We start from the raw sequence: 17,082 nt of genomic DNA, 5'->3' as shown, positions 1-17,082 counted from the left end.
CAAATGCCCGTTGTTTTTTGGCGCTCGCCTGCGCCTCAAGGCGTCCCATCGCCTTGACCACCCTTTGAATCGCCCATGTTGCAGCACCTCGACCCACCTGTGATGCCCATCGACGACGCGAAAGAATGCGCCGGCCCCGAGATCTCCGCCCTGCTGGAAGCCCTGGCCGATTGCTGCCATCCGCGGGCCAGCCGATTGCTGCAGCAGCTCTGCGCCAACCCCGACATGTGCGGCCCAGAGCTGGAACAGGTGCAACGCGATGCCCGTCATGTCCTGTGCCTGAGCTTCGGCACCATGGAAGCGAGCCGACGCCTCTCCGCCATGGCGTTACAATAGCGGCTGACGGGCCTTCCCGCATGGAGAAGCGGCCAACCGGGTCAGGTGGGGAACCAAGCAGCCCTAACTGTGGAACCAGTGCCGGGGTCAAGGCTCGTCACCCCCTCTTTCAGCGATCCAGCTCCCTATCTCCGCGATAGAAACAATTCAAACCAGCCCTGAACATCTCGCGCCCAATGTGGCGACAATGTCAGTTCCGCTTGTTTATTGAGGTGCGCTCCGCGCCTCGGGATCCTCTCCCCACATTGTCATGACCATGATCAAAACCCTGACCGATGCCAACTTCGAAGCCGAAGTCTTGCAGTCCGACAAGCCTGTGCTGGTGGACTATTGGGCAGAATGGTGCGGCCCCTGCAAGGCCATGGAACCTGCCATCGAAGAACTGGCCAGCGACCTGGACGGCAAGGTGCAGGTTGCAAAGTTGAACATCGACGACAACCGCGCCGTGCCTGCGCGCTTCAACGTGCGCGGCGTCCCCACGTTCATGCTGTTCAAGGACGGCGCCCTGGTGGCCGCCAAGGTCGGCGCCCAAACCAAGTCGCAACTGGCGGCCTTCGCCCAGCAGTGATTCCCATCGGCGCCCACAAGGCGCCGATTTCTCATCTCAGACCTCAAACTCTGCGCGCGCCGCATGCGATAATCTGCGGCAGATTTGTGAACGCGTGAACACAGCGGGCCCAGCAAAACCCCTTCACCTTCACCCAGATTCCCATTTCTTTTCACCCACCGCCGACAGGTCGGATCGGGTCCTCTTCCATTGAAGTCCTACGCGGCAATGCCCTTTCGGGATTGACCGTACGCGTGCAATCAAGCGGAATTCCCCATGCATTTGAACGAACTCAAGGCCTTGCACGTGTCCGAAGTGACCAAGCAAGCCGAAGCCCTGGAAATCGAAAACACAGGGCGCATGCGCAAACAGGAATTGATGTTTGCCATCATCAAAAAGCGCGCCAAGGCTGGCGAGCAGGTGTTTGCCGATGGGGTGCTGGAAATCCTGCCCGATGGGTTTGGCTTTTTGCGCAGCCCCGACACCAGTTATACGGCCAGCACCGACGACATTTACATCTCGCCCAGCCAGGTGCGGCGCTTCAACCTGCACACCGGCGACATGATCGAAGGGGAAGTGCGCATCCCCAAAGACGGTGAGCGCTACTTTGCCTTGACCAAGCTCGACAAGGTCAACGGCCTGCCGCCCGAGCAGAACAAGCACAAGATCATGTTCGAGAACCTGACGCCGCTGTTCCCCAAGGAACAAATGCGCCTGGAACGCGAGAGCTTCAAAGGTGAAGAGAACATCACCGGCCGCATCATCGACATCATCGCGCCCATCGGCAAAGGCCAGCGCGCGCTGATCGTTGCGCCACCCAAGAGCGGCAAGACCGTGATGATGCAGAGCATTGCCCACGCCATCAGCGCCAACTACCCCGACAGCCACATGATGGTGCTGCTGGTGGACGAGCGCCCTGAAGAAGTGACGGAAATGCAGCGCTCGGTCAAGGGCGAAGTCATCGCCTCCACGTTCGACGAACCTGCGGCCCGTCACGTGCACGTGGCTGAAATGGTGATCGAGCGCGCCAAGCGCCTGGTCGAACTCAAGAAGGACGTCGTCATCCTGCTCGACTCCATCACCCGTCTGGCCCGCGCCTACAACAACGTGGTGCCGTCCTCGGGCAAGGTGTTGACCGGCGGTGTGGATGCCAATGCCCTGCAGCGGCCCAAGCGTTTCCTGGGTGCGGCCCGCAACGTCGAGGAAGGCGGCTCGCTGACCATCATCGCCACGGCCCTGATCGACACCGGCAGCAAGATGGACGAGGTGATCTTTGAGGAATTCAAAGGCACGGGCAACAGCGAACTGCACCTGGACCGCCGGCTGTATGAAAAGCGGGTGTTCCCGTCGATTCAGCTCAACCGCTCGGGAACGCGCCGCGAAGAACTGCTGCTGGCCCCGGAAATCCTGCAAAAAACGCGCATCATCCGGCAATTCATCTACAACATGGATGAAATCGAAGCCATGGAAATGGTGCTGAAAAGCATGAAGGCCACGAAGAACAACTCGGAATTCTTCGACATGATGCGCCGCGGCGGTTGATCGATGGCCATGTGCAATCTGCACAGATTTGGACAAGAAGTGAGGCGAGCGCCTCACGACTTGTCAAAAGTCGTCACATTGAACGCACAATGTGACAATCTGTGTAATTGAATTGGCTTCTTCCAAGGCATGAGCATGACGTTTTTTCGCCCCCTGATGCTTGCGAGCCTGTGTCTGGTCTCCGCGCAAGCCTTTGCTCAATGGCAATGGGTCGGCAGCGACGGCCGCAAGGTGTTCAGCGACCGACCGCCGCCAGCGGATGTGCCCGAGTCGCGCATCCTCAAGGCGCCTGGCGAAGTCACGCCCCGTGTCAGCACCGGCAAGGCCGCTGCCCCGGCCGGCCCGGCAGCGCCCGCCATCTCTGGTCGCAAGACCGCGAACACCCCGCAATACGGCGACATCAAGCCGGAAGAACCGCGCAAGGCCCCCAACGCCGCCGCAGCCCCTGCGTCCGGCGCGGCTTCTGCGCCGGCCAAGCCAGACCCGGCTGCAGCCGCCAAGCAAAAAGCCCTGGAAGACAAGGCCAAGCAGGCCGAAGCGGCCGAGGCCGCCAAGCGCAAGGCCGAAGAGGAGCGCGTCGCCAGCGTGCGCGCCGAGAACTGCCGCCGCGCCCAGGATGCCCGCAATTCGCTGGCCAGCGGCATGCGCCTGGCCAAGGTGAACGACAAGGGCGAACGCATTGTGCTGGACGACGCCGCACGCGCCTCCGAACTCCAGCGTGCCGAAGGCATCATCGCATCGGACTGCGGCCCGCTGCCCGCGGCCAAGAAGTAAACCGCACGGGTCAGACCCCGCCACCCAAGCCGCTGTCCAGCGGCTTTTTTCATGGCCAGCCTGCGGTCGATTCAACAAACTGTGAGCAGTATCAGGCCATTGCCGTTGACAAACAAAAGGCCAGCCACAGATACTCCTCAATAACCCGGCACCGACCCCGGCCTGCGCTTGGCGAACAGGCCCGATCGGCCAGCCCCCTGCTGGCTGAAGCGCTCACGGCGCGCCCGTTTGGGGTCCACGCGCAAGGCGCGGCAGACGTCCAGCCGATCCCCGTCCTCCAACGGCCTGTCCAGGTGCACACGGCTGCCGAAGATGGCGAGGCGAAGGCCACGCCAGTCGCCGCCGGATGCGTCCTGCCCGGGCGGTGACTCGGGCAGGCTGCGCCACAGGGTGGACGCCTGCAGGGCATCTCGCACCGTGGCGTGGGCCGGCAGGGTGAGCAGCTCGCAGCTGAGCTCACGCGGCGCCGGGCTGTGGGCCACCTCCACCCGGATGACGGGCTGGGTCTCGGGACCGCTTGCGGCGTCGGCCTGCGGGCTGGGCGCATTCAAAGGCATGGCGTCAGGCTCGGGAAGCATGCAAGGACCGCCTGGGCTCGCCAGCCATCAAGGCGCCGCACCGGGTGTCGCTCGACTTGACGACACGCAGTACGCACCATTTCCCGTTGATCACAAAAGGGCACCACCGTCATACTTGTCTTCAGCCCGTTTGACGAAGGCATCAACCAGGGTCGACGCAATGCGGTCGAACACCGGCCCCACCACCATGCCGAGGGTGCGGCTCGAAAAATCGTAGTGCAGGTCCAGCTCGACACGGCTTCCCACATCGCCCAGCGCATGGAAGTGCCACACGCCATCCAGCCGGGAAAACGGGCCGTCCACCAATTCCATGGTCACGCTGCGCCCCGGCACATGGGTGTTGCGGGTGACGAACGCCTGCTTGATGCCACCGATGCTCAAGCCCACCTCGGCCGTCATCTGGTCATCGCCTTCGCTGATGACCCGGGCGTGGTCGCACCAGGGCAGGAATTCGGGGTAACGGGCCACGTCGGTCACCAGGGCAAACATTTGCTCGGCCGAGTAGGCAACCAGGACGGATTTGTGAACGTTCTTCATACAATGGTGGGCTTTGCAAGGCGCCGCCGGCCTGGCATTCAAGCCTGCATTGTAAATTTGCCCGCCGGCACCACCTGCTCAGGTCTCGCCAGAGACCGCGCCGACGCCCCTGCGCGCCGCGCATCCCTTTGCCCCGTTTGTATCCAGGATGGCCATGTCCAAAGCCAAAACCGGCGCCGCCAAACCCGCCGTGAAACCCATCATTGCCGACAACAAGAAAGCGCGCTTCAACTATTTCGTGGAAGAGCGCTTCGAGGCCGGCATGGTGCTCGAGGGCTGGGAAGTGAAGGCCCTGCGGGCCGGCAAGGTGCAGCTCACCGATGGCTACGTCGTGATTCGTGATGGCGAGCTGTTCGTGCTGGGCGCCCAGATCAATCCGCTGGGCACGGCGTCGACGCACGTCCGGCCCGATGCCGTGCGCACCAAGAAGCTGCTGCTGCACAAGCACGAGATCTCGCGCCTGATCGGCAAGGTGGAGCAAAAGGGCTACACGCTGGTGCCGCTGAACCTGCACTGGAAGAACGGCCGCGTGAAGTGCGAAGTGGCGCTGGCCAAGGGCAAAGCCGACCACGACAAGCGCGACACCATCCGCGAGCGCGAAGGCAAGCGCGAGGTGGAGCGTGCCTTGAAGTCGTTCAAGCGCTGAAGCCAGCGTAACTCTCTCGCCCTCGCCGCCTTTTCTCGTCATCGCCGGCGCCTCAGGCGCGTGGGGCGAGGCGAACGAACTGCTGCTCGGTCACGCGGCTTCCCCATTGCGTGCCAGCCCACTCGTGCACGCAGACAAAGCCAAAGGACTCGTACAGCGCGCGCGCTGCATCCAGGCCCTGAAACGTCCAGAGGTGGGTTTCGTCAAAGCCGCGGATGTCGCAAAACGCCATGGCCTCGGCCATCAGGCGACGGCCGATCCCGGATCCCCGGCAACCGTCATCCAGGATGAACCACCGCAGGTGGGCCTTGTTGTCCCCCAGGTCTTCGCCGTCGATGGCGAGCGACCCCACGATGCGGCCATGCAGCTGCGCGGTCCAGATGCGGTTGCACGGCGACTGCAGGCGCCCGGTGTAGGCCGCCAACTCTGTGGCCACCCGGCTCTCGAAGTACTGCCCGAATCCGGCGTGTGCCGCATAGAAGGCGGCATGCATTTCCGCCACCCGGCCAATCAAGCCGGGCTGGTAGCCGGTGTGAACGGTGATCGGGCTGGTCGGCGCCTCGGCCCGCCCCAGGCGATGGGCCTTCAGCCCCGCCGCGTAGGTCGCCAGCCCTTGCGCCGCGCTCTGCTGCTGCGTGGGGTTCAGGTGCTGCAGGGCCTGAAGCACCTGCTGCTGGCCAAATGCGTGAATGCGCTCGACGGTGCGCGCGCCCTGCGGGGTCAGGCTCAGCGATTTGACCCGGCCGTCCTCCGGGTGCGCCTGCTCGTGCAGCTCGCCCGCAGCCAGCAGCTTGGCCACCATGCGGCTGACGCTGGATTTGTCCAGGTCCAGCAGGCTGGCCAGCTGCACCGCCGTCAACGCGCCCTGGGCGTCGATCTCCATCAACGCGTGCACGGCCGACGGCGAATGCGCCGTGGCCGCAATGGTCGCCTTCATGAACCCCAGCTCACGCACCAGCGTGCGCGAGGCGGCTCGAATCGATTCCACGAGCGCCATCTCGCTCGCATCGGCTGCATGGGGTGTTGTCATAGTTGCATGATACAAGTATTTGATTGCATCAAGCAACCAAATCATCCCCTGCCGCCAACACGCCACCGCCACAGACGCTGGGTACACTGCACGGGTTCTCAACCACCTTGGAGTTGATCCATGAAGCTTTTGATTGCCACGCTGATGGCTGCCGCCGCGCTGACCGCTTGCTCGTCCAAGCCCGCCAAGCATGAGGCAGCCAAGGCCTCGGCCACGGCGGACACGCCCACGCGCTCGGCCGACGGCGTGCTCATCGGCCCGGACGGCAAGAGCCTGTACGTGTTCGCCAAAGACACCGTGGGCAGCGGGGCATCGGCCTGCTACGACCAGTGCGCCAAGAACTGGCCTCCGCTGGTGGCCGCACCCACGGCCAAACCCGCTGGCGACTACACCATCCTGATCCGCACCGACGGCGCCCGTCAGTGGGCCTACAAGGGCGCACCGCTGTACTACTTCGTCAAGGACACCAAGGCCGGCGACAAGACCGGTGACGGCGTGGGTGGCAACTGGAAACTCGCCCGCCCCTGAGGCCCAGCTTGCGCGGCGCAAGGCCAGCCCTGCGCCACGCACCCGCGATCCGCACCGGATCTTTGCACCAAGCCGCAGCATGCTGCGGCTTTTGCCGTTCTTGCGCACAATGCAGGGCTGGCGCCGAATTTGCCCGTTGATCGGCAGCGAAGCGCAGCCCGTGCGTGATCAGCGCAGCACCAGGACACCAGCTTTCGCACACCACCACGCCAAGCGCACCGGCGCAACGCGCCATTTACAGATGTATCAGCCCATTGCTGTCAACCCATCAACGGCAATCGGCCCGTACTCCCATCCATCCCATGCCTGACCCTCTGCTCTCCTCCCCACAAGCGCTGGCGCAGCTGTTGCAGCTGGCGGGCGGCCAGGCCCGTCCCCTGCCCCACGCCTTTCGCGACCTGAGCCCGGCATTCGGCACCCGCCTGCCCACGGCCGGCCTGCCGGCCCCGCACTGGGTGGCGGGCAGCGATGCCATGGCGCGCGAACTGGGCTTGGGTGAGCACTGGCGCGCGCTGCAGGATGCCCCCGGCTTGTTGGACGTGCTGGCCGGCAACCAGCCCGAGGTCGCCAGCAGCATCGGCCCGCTGTCCTGGTCCAGCGTCTACAGCGGGCACCAGTTCGGCGTCTGGGCCGGTCAGCTTGGCGACGGGCGTGCGCACTCGCTGGGCTGCGTGCAGGACCGCCATGGCCAGTGGCAGGAGCTGCAGCTCAAGGGCGCGGGCCGCACGCCCTATTCGCGCATGGGCGATGGCCGGGCCGTGCTGCGCTCGTCCATCCGCGAGTTCCTGGCCAGCGAAGCCATGGCCGCCCTGGGCGTGCCCACCACCCGGGCACTGGCCCTGGTGGGCTCTGACCTGCCGGTCGCGCGCGAGGAGATGGAAACCGCCGCCATCGTCACGCGCGTGGCCCCCAGCTTCATCCGCTTCGGGCACGTTGAACACTTTGCGGCCCGCCGCGACACCCACCACCTGCGCCTGCTGACCGAGTTCGTGGTGGACGAGTTCATGCCCGCCTGCCGCGACCAGGCCCACGCCCACGACGGCAAGCTGGCGGCTGCGTTGCTGGCCGAAGTCACCCAACGCACCGCGCGGCTGTTTGCGCAATTCCAGGCCCTGGGCTTTTGCCACGGCGTGCTCAACACCGACAACATGAGCATCCTGGGCCTGGCCATGGATTACGGGCCGTTCCAGTTCATGGACGGCTTCGATCCCGGCCACATCTGCAACCACAGCGACCACGCCGGCCGCTACAGCTACAACAACCAGCCCAGCGTCGCTTACTGGAACCTGTTCTGCCTGGCCCAGGCCTTGATGCCGCTGATCGAGGACGAACAGTTGGTGCTGCGGGCGGTGGAACCGTTTCAGCAAGCCTTCTCCCAGGCGTTGGCGGGGCAGATGGCGGCCAAGCTTGGTGTGCAGCCCGGCAACCCCGACGAACCCGGTGATGGCGACCTGGCGCAGGGCTTGCTGCCCATCCTCGCGGCCGCGCGAGCCGACTGGCCGCTGTTCTGGCGCCGGCTGTCCCACGCGGTGGCGCGCGGATTCGACGCCGCGGCGGACGGTGCGCCGCCTACGCAACAGGACCCGGCCGATCTGTTCACCCAGCCCGAGCACCGCCGTGCTTTCGAGGGCTGGCTGCAGGACTACCGGGCGCGCCTGGCCCGGCAGGACGCCGCGGCAGCCGGCATGACCATGCTGGCCACCAATCCCGAGTACGTGCTGCGCAACCACCTGTGCGAGCACGCCATCACCCAGGCCAAGGCGGGCGACTTCTCAGACGTGCAACGCTTGCTGGCCTTGGTGCAAGCCCCTTTTTCCCCCGTCCCCGGGGCCGAAGACGCCAGCGACGCTGCGCCGGCCTGGGCCGCCAACATCTGCATCAGCTGTTCATCATGACCCCACCCGCCACGCCGCCGCTCAAGCTGTCCGACCTGCCGCAAACCGAGGCCGAATGGCGCGCCTTGCTCGCCCGCCGCGGTGCCGAGCCAGGCGCCTACGAAATCACCCGCCACGCGGCCACCGAACGCCCCTTCACCGGCAAGTACGAGCAGGTCTGGGCCGACGGCAGCTACCACTGCATCTGCTGCGGCAACAAGCTGTTCGAGTCGGACACCAAATTCGACGCGGGCTGCGGATGGCCCAGCTTCTCCGAAGCCATTCCGGGCGCCATCGAAGAGCGGCGCGACATCAGCCACGGCATGATCCGCGTGGAAACCGTGTGCGCCCAATGCGGGGCGCACCTGGGCCACGTCTTCCCCGACGGCCCCGCGCCCACCGGCCTGCGCTATTGCATGAACTCGGCCTCGCTGCAGTTCGAGCCGGGCGCGGACTGAGCCGCACGCCGTGTTCGCGGCGGCTCTGTCCCACGCGGGTGCTGGGCCAGCCACTGCGGGTCAGATCCTCGGCCTTGCGCCATCGGCGATCCGCCTGTCGCCAGACTTGGCCTGCCATGGGTACCCGGTCCGTAGCCATGCCCGCTGGCCCGCGGCGATGCCAGCCCTTCTCCAACGCGAGCGGGCGACGTGACCAGGTCCTGCAAGGGCCGTCCACCCATTTTTTTGAGGTATAGCCCTCATCTCGTTGTCTGTCGAACGGCAATTCACCCATACTGCTGTTCAATCAGCTTCCCTCGGCCTTTTGCGCCAACCCACCGTCCCATGACCGACCCCACCTCGCGCGATGTCGCCACCACCCCGCCATCGCGCCCTGCAAGCGCCTGGGGGTTTGCCCTGCTGCTGGCCTTGCTCGGCATGCTGGGGCCGTTTTCCATCGACACCTACATCCCCGCCTTTGGCGCCATTGCCAGCGCCATCCAGGCCAGCCCGGCGCAGATGCAGCAGACGCTGTCGGCCTACCTGTTCGGCTTCGCCTTCATGAACCTGTTCCACGGCGCGCTGTCGGACAGTTTCGGCCGGCGGCCGGTGGTGCTGGGCGGGCTGGCCCTGTTCACCGTGGCCTCGGCCGGCTGCGCCCTGGCCCAGTCCATCGAGGCGCTGGTGTTCTGGCGCGCCGTGCAGGGCTTCAGCACCGGGGCCGGCATCGTGGTCTCGCGCGCCATCATCCGTGACGTGTTCGCGCCCGGCCAGGCCCAGCGCGTGATGAGCCAGGTCACCATCTTCTTCGGCATCGCCCCCGTCATCGCGCCCATGATCGGCGGCCTGGTGGCCGACTGGTGGGGCTGGCACGCCGTGTTCTGGTTCCTGGTCGTGGTCGGCGTGGGGCTGTTCGCCTCCAGCGCGACCTGGCTGAAGGAAACGCTGGCCCCGGAACAGCGCCAGCCGCTGCGCGTGGGCAACCTGATGCGCGGCTACGCCAGCCTGTGCTCCGACCCGCGCTTCCTGCTGCTGTGCTTCGCCAGCGGCGTGCCCTTCAACGGCATGTTCCTCTACGTGCTCAGCGCACCAGCGTTCCTGGGCGACATCCTGCAGCTGGCGCCCACGCAGTTCTTCTGGTTCTTCGTGCTCAACGTCGTCGGCATCATCAGCGGCTCGTGGACCTCGGGTCGCATGGCCGGCAAGGTGGCGCCCAAGCGCCAGATCCGCGACGGCTTTTTCGTCATGGTGCTGGTGTGCCTGGTCAACATCGCGGCCAATGCGCTGTTTACCCCGCATGCGCTGTGGTCCATGTGGCCGGTGATGTTCTACAGCTTCGGCTGGGCGCTCATGGTGCCCGCGGTCACCTTGCTGGTGCTGGACTTGCATCCCGACCGCCGCGGCATGGCCTCGTCGCTGCAATCCGTCGTCGGCTCGGCCGCCAACGGCATCGTGGCCGGCGTGCTGGCGCCGCTGGTCATGCACTCGGCCCTGGGCCTGGCGGTGGCCGCCGCCGGCCTGCTGGCCACGGGGCTGGTGTCGTGGGTGTGGCTGCACCAGCGCTGGCCCGAGATTGGCCGCCGCGCGCACGAATTGACCTGATGGGACTCATGGGCTCGCCTGGGCCCTTCGCTCCGAAGCGGGCATGGTCAGATCCACACGCGCGCGTTTTGCCGGCGTGCGAATCGGGCGATGGGGTCACCACGCAGGCCATGCGCGCTTTCATGAAGGTGTTGAGCGCGCGGAGGTTGACGGCATCGACCTGGTCCAGGCCAATGGCGCGTTGCCGATTCACATCGATTCGGTCAGGGAAATTCTTGAATGAAATTCGACACAGTATCCGCCTGCATCCGATTTGTGAAGAACGGCAATGGATGGATACCCGTTAACCCTGCAAAGCCAGCGCACCCAGGCGGCGAGCCACCTGCTCGATGTGCTCACGCCAGTGCAGCACGGCCAACCACTCGGGCGGAATCGCGGCCAACCCGTAGTGCGCACCCGCGATCTGCCCGCAGATGGCGGCCGTGGTGTCGGCGTCGTCCCCCAGGTTGGCCGCCGCCAGAATCGCGTCCCTGAAGCTGTCGGTGTGCCAGAACGCCCACAGCGCAGCCTCGAGGCTGGCGATCACGTATCCGCTGCCCCTCACCTCGTCAGCCGTTTTGCGTTTGAAGTCGCCCGACAGCACCTCGCTCAGGCTGTCGAGCGGCGGCAGCCCTGAGGCGTCGAGCATAGTCGCCTTGTCCACACCGCCCCATGCCCGCATCAGCACCTGCGTGACGTACTGACAGGCCTGCACGCAAGCCGGCGCCGCATGGGTGACCCGAGAGCTCAAGGCCGCGTATCGCCAGGCCTCCTCGGGCTGGTTCGCGTATGCGATCGCGATGGGCGCGATCCGCATCAGCGACCCGTTGCCCGAAAAACGCACCTCTGAGCGCCCGCTGTACGGGTTGCCGCTGACCTGAAACGACAGCCCGGCCTCCAGCACGGTCTTGCCAATGCCAAAGGCTTCGGGCCGGGTGGCGTTGTACCCCTCGTTGACCCAGCGGCAGTAGCGCTGCATCTGGTCCAGTGGATCAAACCCCTGGCAGGCGATCAGGCTGTCCGCCAGGCACAGGGCCATGGCGGTGTCGTCCGTCCACTCGCCCTTGGCCACGCGGAACTTGCCACCACCCGTCATGTCGGTCAGCGGCCGAAACCGCCCCCGCGGCAGGAACTCCACCGCAGCGCCCACCGCATCTCCCACCGCCAGGCCCAGCAGGCAAGCGCTGGCGCGGTCCATGAACAGCTCCGAGTCCTCAACAGCCGATGTCATGCGCCCCTCCTCACCTCTTGCAAAGCTGCACAGCATACGGCCCCGGTGCGGGCCACTGAGCGGTGAGACGCGGGTCCGGATGCAGGCGAGCGCCGCTTCTTGCTGCACCTTTGGCAGCGTCCCACCGGGCCTGCTCACACCCTTGCTGCCACGCGGATCGCCCGCCCGGATGGTCTTGCCCGGCCGGCGAACGCCGTGCCTACGCCTGCCTTAACGTTTGGCAAGAAACGGCCAGGGCCGCCCGCCCAGGCGTAAGGTCGCACCGCGCTGCATCGATCGGCAGCCGCCCTGACCCGGCCCCACGTGGCCCGGGTCGACCAGGCTGCCCCAGCCATGACTTGCCCCACCGGGACGTGCCAGACCGAGACAGCCACGGACGTTCAGGCGCGGCTGCACACGCGATGTGGCCCGCTGTAACGAGACAACGCAGAGGACACACATGGCTCGCACCTGGATCCAGGAACTGGACGAATACCCCACCGGCGCCAAGCGGCGCAAGATTTTGAGCATGGCCGTGCTGGCCAGCCTCATCTGCTCCTACGAGGCCGCCATCGCCCCCGTGGTCCCCTTGCTGCTGCATGACCTGAACATGACGCTGACCACCTACGGCCTCATCTCCGCCATCGCCTTGCTGTGCGGCGGCGTGGCGGGCTTCTTCGGTGGCCGCCTGGCCGATCGCTACGGCCGGGTGCGGGTGCTGCTGCCCATCATGGCGCTGACCGCGTTTCTGGCCCTGGCCATGGCCTTCGTCACCACGGCCACCGAATTCGCTGTGCTGCGCTTCGTGCTCACCTTTGCCGACGGCATGGCCATCGCGACCACGGCGCCGCTGGTGCGCGACTTCTCGCCGCGCATGGGCCGGGCGCAGGCGCTGGGGTTTTGGACCTGCGGCCCTGTGGGCGCCAACTTCCTGTCTGCCGGCATCGCCGCGGTCACCCTGCCTTTGTTCAACAACGCCTGGCACTCCCAGTTCCTGATCATCGGCGTGCTCTCGCTGATCGCCTCCATCGTCATCGCGCTGAACATCGCCGACCTCTCGCCGCGCCTGCGCGCCGAGGTGCTGCACAGCGAGCAACGCGTGATCGAGGCCGCCGACACCCGCGAACCCGCCCGGGCGGCCACGCTGCTGACCAACCGCACCATCCTCGCGCACGTCATCGGCATTGCCGTGTGGCTCAGCTTCTACATCTCCATCACCGCCTTCGGGCAGACCATGCTCACGCAGACCTTCCAGCGCACGCCGGCCGCGGCGTCGATGATCATGGCCTGCTTCTGGGTGCTCAACATCGTCAGCCTGATCGTGGTGGGCCGCTGGTCCGACAAGCTGCAGCTGCGCCGCATCTTCACCTGCGGCTTCACGCTGGTTGCGCTGGTGGTGTTGGCCGTGTTCGGCTACCTGATGGGCCGGCCCGATACCTCGAACGCCGCCTTGATGCTGACCGGCGCGCTGATGGGCGGCGCCATGGGGGCGGCCGTCAGCCCCTGGATGGCCAACTACTCAGAAAATTCAGAGGACATCGACGCACGCCTGCAAGGCACGACCTGGGGCCTGTACAACCTCGTCGTCAAGGGCGTGGGCATGGTCACGCTGCTGGTTGCCCCACAGGTCGCTCACCACAGCTCCTGGCAGGTCTGGATCATGATCACCTGGGTGTGCATGGCCCTGTTCCTGGTCGCCATGACCCGCTTCAAGGGCCCGTTCTGGCCCCGCGATGTGGGCCACCTGCAGTTACCCGCCCACGGCGCCATGCACACGGTGGATGCGGCGCACGCCAAGCCCTGAAGCCCCGGCCTCACCAGGCACACAAGTCGCTCTGGACTGGCCTTGTGCGCCACCGCTGACGCACAGCCCGCATCTGCAGGCAAAACCCAAAAGGACGGGTTCCCCTCAGCGTCGGTGCTTGATGTTGCGCCCAACCGCGCAACCGCAGGTTCACGCCGTCACAGCAGCCGCTGCCGGCTGGTGCGCCAGGGCAAAGGCCTCGCGCACGGGCCCGTGCTTGAGGCGGAAGTCGCTCAAGACCTGACGCCAACGCCGGCTGCCCTTCAGCCCCTGGCGCATGCCCAGCATGTGGCGGGTGATCGCCGGCCAGTACAAGTCCTCGCGCTTGGCGCAGGCCCTCTCGATGTAGGCGCACATGGCGTCCTCGACCTCGTCCATGGTGAGCGTGCTGGGCGCGGCGCCAAAGTAGCGCGCATCCCACTCGGTCAGCCACCAGGGCCGGTGGTAGGCCTCGCGACCCACCATCACGCCATCGACATGGGCCAGGTGATGCTCGACCGCCTCGTCGTTGGTGATGCCGCCATTGATGACGATGGTCAGCTGCGGAAAATCCCGCTTGAGCTGGTGCGCGACCTCGTAACGCAGCGGTGGAATTTCGCGGTTTTCCTTGGGCGACAGGCCTTTGAGCCAGGCGTTGCGCGCATGCACGATGAACACCTCGCAGCCCGCGTCGGCGATGGTGCCCACGAAGTCGCGCACAAAGCTGTAGCGCGTTTCGTCGTCGATGCCGATGCGGTGCTTGACCGTGACCGGAATCGACACCGCATCCCGCATGGCCTTCACGCCATCGGCCACCAGCTGCGGCTCGTTCATCAGGCAGGCGCCGAACGCCCCCTTGAGCACACGCTCGCTGGGGCAACCGCAGTTCAGGTTGATCTCGTCGTAGCCCCAGCGCTCACCCAGCTTGGCGCAGTGCGCCAGATCGGCCGGCTCGCTGCCCCCGAGCTGCAAGGCCACGGCATGCTCCACCTCGTTGAAATCCAGGTGCAGCGGCACGTTGCCGTGAATCAAGGCGCCCGTGGTGATCATCTCGGTGTACAGCCGCGCTTCCCGTGTCAGCAGGCGGTGGAAAAACCGACAGTGCCGATCGGTCCACGCGATCATGGGCGCCACCGAGAGGCGCCAGGGGTTGAAAGGAGCAGAATTCCGCCTAACAACATCAACTTGCGACTCGGCAACGGTGTTTGTTTGGCCTGATTGTTCGATCATGTGGAGTGATTTTTTAGGGCTCTGTGGTTCATTGAGGGCCACATTTTTACGTGTACCACCGAAGGCATTCATGGGATGCGACCCTTTCAGGATGGGCCATCCATGGATGCGACCCCTAAGGCGAAGGTCTGGTGGACAACGTGCTGATGCTGCACGGTAACAAGCTTGAGTGAGTATGTCTCGCTGTTCGCTGTTCTTCAAACGCCAACACAGGCATACCTCTAATCAATCCAACAATGCGCAGCCATCTCGCCGGCCCCTGCCGCTTGCGATGCCCTGCCGCGGCACGACGGCACTCATGGCACAGACGGCCTCAACAGCCGCCATGCACCCGCCACGCCTCGCCGACCCGAAGCCGGCTTGCGTCCGCCGGCCACAAAAAAAGCCCACACACGGTGGGCCTTTGTGCACGCTGAAGCCAGCATGCCGGGGCTGCCACGGGGTCACCCCATGTGCAGGCCGCCGTTGACCGAGAAGTCGGCACCGGTGGAGTACCCGGCTTCGTTCGAAGCCAGCCAAGCGATGATGGAGGCAATCTCGGAGGGCTCCCCCAAGCGCTTGACCGGCACCGTGCCCACGATTTTATCGAGAACGTCGGGACGGATGGCTTTGACCATGTCCGTGCCGATGTAGCCCGGGCTCACCGTGTTCACGGTCACGCCTTTGTTGGCCAACTCTTGCGCCAGCGCCATGGTGAAGCCGTGCATGCCGGCCTTGGCGGCCGAGTAGTTGGTTTGGCCGGCCTGCCCTTTTTCGCCATTGACCGACGAGATGTTGATGATGCGGCCCCAGCCCTTGTCCACCATGGGCCCCACCACCTGCTTGGTGACGTTGAACATGGAGTTCAGGTTGGTTTCGATCACCGCGTCCCAGTCCTCGCGCGTCATCTTGAGGAACATGCGGTCACGCGTGATGCCGGCGTTGTTGACCAGCACGTCGATGCTGCCGTGCTCGGCCTTGGCCTTGTCGAAGGCTTCGACGGTGGAATTCCAGTCGGCCACGTTGCCCACGCTGGCGTAGAACGTGTAGCCCTGCTGGGCCTGCTCATCGAGCCATTTCTGGTAGTCCCGTGTCGGGCCGCAGCCCGCGATGACCTTCATGCCTTCCTTGTGCAGGCGCTGACAGATGGCGGTACCGATGCCGCCCATACCACCGGTGACGTATGCGACGCGTTGACTCATGGATGAACTCCTTGCTTATCGTAGTGATGGCCTGCAGGCCAGAAGAAAAAAACCGGTGACTCAGCGCTCCACCGCCAGCGAAACCCCCATGCCCCCGCCGATGCACAGGGCCGCCACGCCGCGCTTGACATCTCGGCGTGCCATCTCATGCAAGAGCGTGACCAGCACGCGGCAACCCGAGGCACCGATGGGGTGACCCAGGGCAATGGCGCCGCCGTTCACGTTCACCTTGGCCGGGTCCACGCCCAGCAGGTTGTTGACGGCGCAGGCCTGTGCCGCGAAGGCTTCGTTGAGCTCGAACAGGTCGACGTCGCCCACGGTCCAGCCGGCGCGCTTGAGGGCCTTCTGGGTGGCAGGCACGGGGCCCAGCCCCATGGTGGCCGGATCCAGGCCCGTGGTGGCGAAACCGGCAATGCGGGCCAGGGGCTTGAGGCCCAGCTCGGCCGCCTTCTTGGCCGACATGACGACCACGCAGGCGGCGCCGTCGTTGATGCCGGAAGCGTTGCCAGCCGTGACGGTGCCCGACTTGTCGAAAGCGGGACGCAGGCCCGCCAGGGCTTCGGCCGAGGTCTTGGCGTTGATGAACTCGTCCTGCTCGAACACCAGCGGGTCGCCCTTGCGCTGCGGCACGTGGACCGGAACGATCTCATCCTTGAACTTGCCGGCGGCCTGGGCAGCTGCGGCCTTTTGCTGGCTGGCCAGGGCCAGGGCATCCTGCTGCTCGCGCGTGACGTGCTCTTGCTTGGCGACGTTCTCGGCGGTGATGCCCATGTGGTACTGGTTGTACACGTCCCACAGACCGTCCACGATCATGGTGTCGGTCATCTTCCAGTCCCCCATGCGCTGGCCATCGCGCGAGCCGTTGAGCACATGGGGCGAGGCGCTCATGTTTTCCTGCCCGCCCGCCACCACGATCTCGTTGTCGCCGCTCACGATGGACTGGTAGGCCAGCATGACGGCCTTGAGCCCCGAGCCGCACACAGCGTTGATGGTGAGCGCCGGCGCATCCTTGGACACCCCGGCATGGATCAAGGCCTGGCGTGCGGGGTTTTGCCCCACACCTGCCGCCAGCACCTGGCCCATGATGACCTCGCTCACCTGCTCGGGCTTGAGCTGGGCGCGCTCCAGGGCGGCCTTGATCACCGTGGCGCCCAGCGCCGTTGCCGGCACCTTGGCCAGGCTGCCGCCGAACTTGCCGATGGCAGTGCGCACTGCCGACACAATGACCACGTCTTCCATGTCATGACTCCTTGAGGTGCAACCAGCCG

At 65.6% G+C, this 17,082-nt stretch carries 18 protein-coding genes and 1 other RNA gene; 12 read left to right on the top strand and 7 right to left on the bottom strand.

From position 1 onward, the window contains the following. Positions 1-102 precede the first annotated feature (102 nt). The 5 genes from CCO03_RS09730 to CCO03_RS09710 all read left to right on the top strand — a co-directional run bounded on the left by CCO03_RS09730 (position 103) and on the right by CCO03_RS09710 (position 3,199). A complete protein-coding gene (locus CCO03_RS09730) occupies positions 103-336 on the top strand; it encodes a hypothetical protein (RefSeq protein ID WP_157667614.1) in 234 nt (77 codons plus the stop codon). A 5-nt stretch (positions 337-341) separates the two neighbouring features. After that, positions 342-438: signal recognition particle sRNA small type (gene ffs, locus CCO03_RS09725), an RNA gene on the top strand. A gap of 142 nt (positions 439-580) precedes the next feature. Continuing rightward, positions 581-904, top strand: a complete 324-nt coding sequence (gene trxA / locus CCO03_RS09720) for a thioredoxin (protein WP_087280449.1) — start codon at positions 581-583, stop codon at positions 902-904. Between the two features lie 255 nt (positions 905-1,159). Beyond that, positions 1,160-2,425, top strand: a complete 1,266-nt coding sequence (rho, locus tag CCO03_RS09715) for a transcription termination factor Rho (RefSeq protein ID WP_087280447.1) — start codon at positions 1,160-1,162, stop codon at positions 2,423-2,425. 135 nt (positions 2,426-2,560) lie between these two features. Next, positions 2,561-3,199 carry a DUF4124 domain-containing protein gene (locus CCO03_RS09710; protein ID WP_087284496.1) on the top strand — a complete coding sequence of 213 codons (639 nt, stop codon included), beginning with the start codon at positions 2,561-2,563 and terminating at the stop codon, positions 3,197-3,199. A gap of 137 nt (positions 3,200-3,336) precedes the next feature. Here CCO03_RS09710 and CCO03_RS09705 read toward each other — a convergent pair whose 3' ends face one another. Next, positions 3,337-3,756 carry an RnfH family protein gene (locus CCO03_RS09705; RefSeq protein ID WP_087284493.1) on the bottom strand — a complete coding sequence of 140 codons (420 nt, stop codon included), beginning with the start codon at positions 3,754-3,756 and terminating at the stop codon, positions 3,337-3,339. Positions 3,757-3,867: 111 nt separating this feature from the next. After that, positions 3,868-4,314 (bottom strand): type II toxin-antitoxin system RatA family toxin, encoded by a 447-nt coding sequence (locus tag CCO03_RS09700; RefSeq protein WP_087280445.1) that lies wholly within the window; start codon positions 4,312-4,314, stop codon positions 3,868-3,870. 154 nt (positions 4,315-4,468) lie between these two features. Here CCO03_RS09700 and smpB point away from each other — a divergent pair, with 154 nt between their 5' ends. Continuing rightward, complete coding sequence (gene smpB / locus CCO03_RS09695; protein WP_087284490.1) at positions 4,469-4,960, top strand: SsrA-binding protein SmpB; 492 nt, start codon at positions 4,469-4,471, stop codon at positions 4,958-4,960. 52 nt (positions 4,961-5,012) lie between these two features. Here the strand turns inward: smpB and CCO03_RS09690 are convergent, their stop codons facing one another. After that, on the bottom strand, positions 5,013-5,990 hold the full coding sequence (locus CCO03_RS09690; RefSeq protein ID WP_087280442.1) for a bifunctional helix-turn-helix transcriptional regulator/GNAT family N-acetyltransferase: 978 nt from the start codon (positions 5,988-5,990) through the stop codon (positions 5,013-5,015). Positions 5,991-6,110: 120 nt separating this feature from the next. On the opposite strand from CCO03_RS09690, the gene CCO03_RS09685 reads away from it, so the two are divergent. From CCO03_RS09685 to CCO03_RS19730, 5 genes are all read left to right on the top strand, one after another. Continuing rightward, positions 6,111-6,518 (top strand): COG4315 family predicted lipoprotein, encoded by a 408-nt coding sequence (locus tag CCO03_RS09685; RefSeq protein WP_087280438.1) that lies wholly within the window; start codon positions 6,111-6,113, stop codon positions 6,516-6,518. Positions 6,519-6,820: 302 nt separating this feature from the next. Next, positions 6,821-8,413 (top strand): protein adenylyltransferase SelO, encoded by a 1,593-nt coding sequence (locus CCO03_RS09680; RefSeq protein ID WP_087280435.1) that lies wholly within the window; start codon positions 6,821-6,823, stop codon positions 8,411-8,413. Then, entirely contained in the window at positions 8,410-8,850 is a 441-nt protein-coding gene (gene msrB, locus CCO03_RS09675) for a peptide-methionine (R)-S-oxide reductase MsrB (protein WP_087280432.1), read from the top strand. The genes CCO03_RS09680 and msrB overlap by 4 nt, the downstream gene beginning before the upstream one ends. Positions 8,851-9,174: 324 nt before the next feature. Then, positions 9,175-10,431: a multidrug effflux MFS transporter gene (locus CCO03_RS09670; RefSeq protein ID WP_087280429.1), complete on the top strand. Its 1,257-nt coding sequence runs from the start codon at positions 9,175-9,177 to the stop codon at positions 10,429-10,431. Between the two features lie 43 nt (positions 10,432-10,474). Then, on the top strand, positions 10,475-10,654 hold the full coding sequence (locus CCO03_RS19730) for a hypothetical protein (RefSeq protein ID WP_157667613.1): 180 nt from the start codon (positions 10,475-10,477) through the stop codon (positions 10,652-10,654). A gap of 60 nt (positions 10,655-10,714) precedes the next feature. Here the strand turns inward: CCO03_RS19730 and CCO03_RS09665 are convergent, their stop codons facing one another. Continuing rightward, a complete protein-coding gene (locus tag CCO03_RS09665; protein ID WP_087280427.1) occupies positions 10,715-11,641 on the bottom strand; it encodes an ADP-ribosylglycohydrolase family protein in 927 nt (308 codons plus the stop codon). Positions 11,642-12,080: 439 nt separating this feature from the next. Here CCO03_RS09665 and CCO03_RS09660 point away from each other — a divergent pair, with 439 nt between their 5' ends. Then, a complete protein-coding gene (locus CCO03_RS09660; RefSeq protein ID WP_087280425.1) occupies positions 12,081-13,424 on the top strand; it encodes an MFS transporter in 1,344 nt (447 codons plus the stop codon). Positions 13,425-13,574: 150 nt separating this feature from the next. Here the strand turns inward: CCO03_RS09660 and dusA are convergent, their stop codons facing one another. From dusA to CCO03_RS09645, 3 genes are all read right to left on the bottom strand, one after another. Continuing rightward, the gene (gene dusA, locus CCO03_RS09655) at positions 13,575-14,528 is read right to left on the bottom strand and encodes a tRNA dihydrouridine(20/20a) synthase DusA (RefSeq protein ID WP_236903761.1); all 954 of its coding nucleotides are present in this window, start codon (positions 14,526-14,528) and stop codon (positions 13,575-13,577) included. A gap of 548 nt (positions 14,529-15,076) precedes the next feature. Further along, positions 15,077-15,814: an acetoacetyl-CoA reductase gene (phbB, locus tag CCO03_RS09650; RefSeq protein ID WP_087280420.1), complete on the bottom strand. Its 738-nt coding sequence runs from the start codon at positions 15,812-15,814 to the stop codon at positions 15,077-15,079. A 60-nt stretch (positions 15,815-15,874) separates the two neighbouring features. Beyond that, entirely contained in the window at positions 15,875-17,053 is a 1,179-nt protein-coding gene (locus CCO03_RS09645) for an acetyl-CoA C-acetyltransferase (RefSeq protein ID WP_087280418.1), read from the bottom strand. Positions 17,054-17,082 lie beyond the last annotated feature (29 nt).

Origin of the sequence: Comamonas serinivorans (genome assembly GCF_002158865.1) — a bacterium.
Taxonomy (GTDB): Bacteria; Pseudomonadota; Gammaproteobacteria; order Burkholderiales; family Burkholderiaceae_C; genus Comamonas_E; species Comamonas_E serinivorans.
The sequence above is the reverse complement of the archived record's forward strand: the minus strand, read 5'-3'. Positions and strand labels throughout refer to the sequence as shown.

What these genes read in the sequence shown, in the direction of transcription:
- CCO03_RS09690 (WP_087280442.1), bottom strand. Translation starts at nt 5,990, where the DNA reads ATGACAACACCCCATGCAGCCGATGCGAGCGAGATGGCGCTCGTGGAA.
- rho (WP_087280447.1), top strand. Translation starts at nt 1,160, where the DNA reads ATGCATTTGAACGAACTCAAGGCCTTGCACGTGTCCGAAGTGACCAAG.
- CCO03_RS09705 (WP_087284493.1), bottom strand. Translation starts at nt 3,756, where the DNA reads ATGCCTTTGAATGCGCCCAGCCCGCAGGCCGACGCCGCAAGCGGTCCC.
- smpB (WP_087284490.1), top strand. Translation starts at nt 4,469, where the DNA reads ATGTCCAAAGCCAAAACCGGCGCCGCCAAACCCGCCGTGAAACCCATC.
- CCO03_RS09665 (WP_087280427.1), bottom strand. Translation starts at nt 11,641, where the DNA reads ATGACATCGGCTGTTGAGGACTCGGAGCTGTTCATGGACCGCGCCAGC.
- dusA (WP_236903761.1), bottom strand. Translation starts at nt 14,528, where the DNA reads ATGATCGCGTGGACCGATCGGCACTGTCGGTTTTTCCACCGCCTGCTG.
- CCO03_RS09680 (WP_087280435.1), top strand. Translation starts at nt 6,821, where the DNA reads ATGCCTGACCCTCTGCTCTCCTCCCCACAAGCGCTGGCGCAGCTGTTG.
- CCO03_RS09670 (WP_087280429.1), top strand. Translation starts at nt 9,175, where the DNA reads ATGACCGACCCCACCTCGCGCGATGTCGCCACCACCCCGCCATCGCGC.
- CCO03_RS09700 (WP_087280445.1), bottom strand. Translation starts at nt 4,314, where the DNA reads ATGAAGAACGTTCACAAATCCGTCCTGGTTGCCTACTCGGCCGAGCAA.
- CCO03_RS09730 (WP_157667614.1), top strand. Translation starts at nt 103, where the DNA reads ATGCCCATCGACGACGCGAAAGAATGCGCCGGCCCCGAGATCTCCGCC.
- CCO03_RS19730 (WP_157667613.1), top strand. Translation starts at nt 10,475, where the DNA reads ATGGTCAGATCCACACGCGCGCGTTTTGCCGGCGTGCGAATCGGGCGA.
- phbB (WP_087280420.1), bottom strand. Translation starts at nt 15,814, where the DNA reads ATGAGTCAACGCGTCGCATACGTCACCGGTGGTATGGGCGGCATCGGT.
- CCO03_RS09645 (WP_087280418.1), bottom strand. Translation starts at nt 17,053, where the DNA reads ATGGAAGACGTGGTCATTGTGTCGGCAGTGCGCACTGCCATCGGCAAG.
- msrB (WP_087280432.1), top strand. Translation starts at nt 8,410, where the DNA reads ATGACCCCACCCGCCACGCCGCCGCTCAAGCTGTCCGACCTGCCGCAA.
- CCO03_RS09660 (WP_087280425.1), top strand. Translation starts at nt 12,081, where the DNA reads ATGGCTCGCACCTGGATCCAGGAACTGGACGAATACCCCACCGGCGCC.
- CCO03_RS09710 (WP_087284496.1), top strand. Translation starts at nt 2,561, where the DNA reads ATGACGTTTTTTCGCCCCCTGATGCTTGCGAGCCTGTGTCTGGTCTCC.
- CCO03_RS09685 (WP_087280438.1), top strand. Translation starts at nt 6,111, where the DNA reads ATGAAGCTTTTGATTGCCACGCTGATGGCTGCCGCCGCGCTGACCGCT.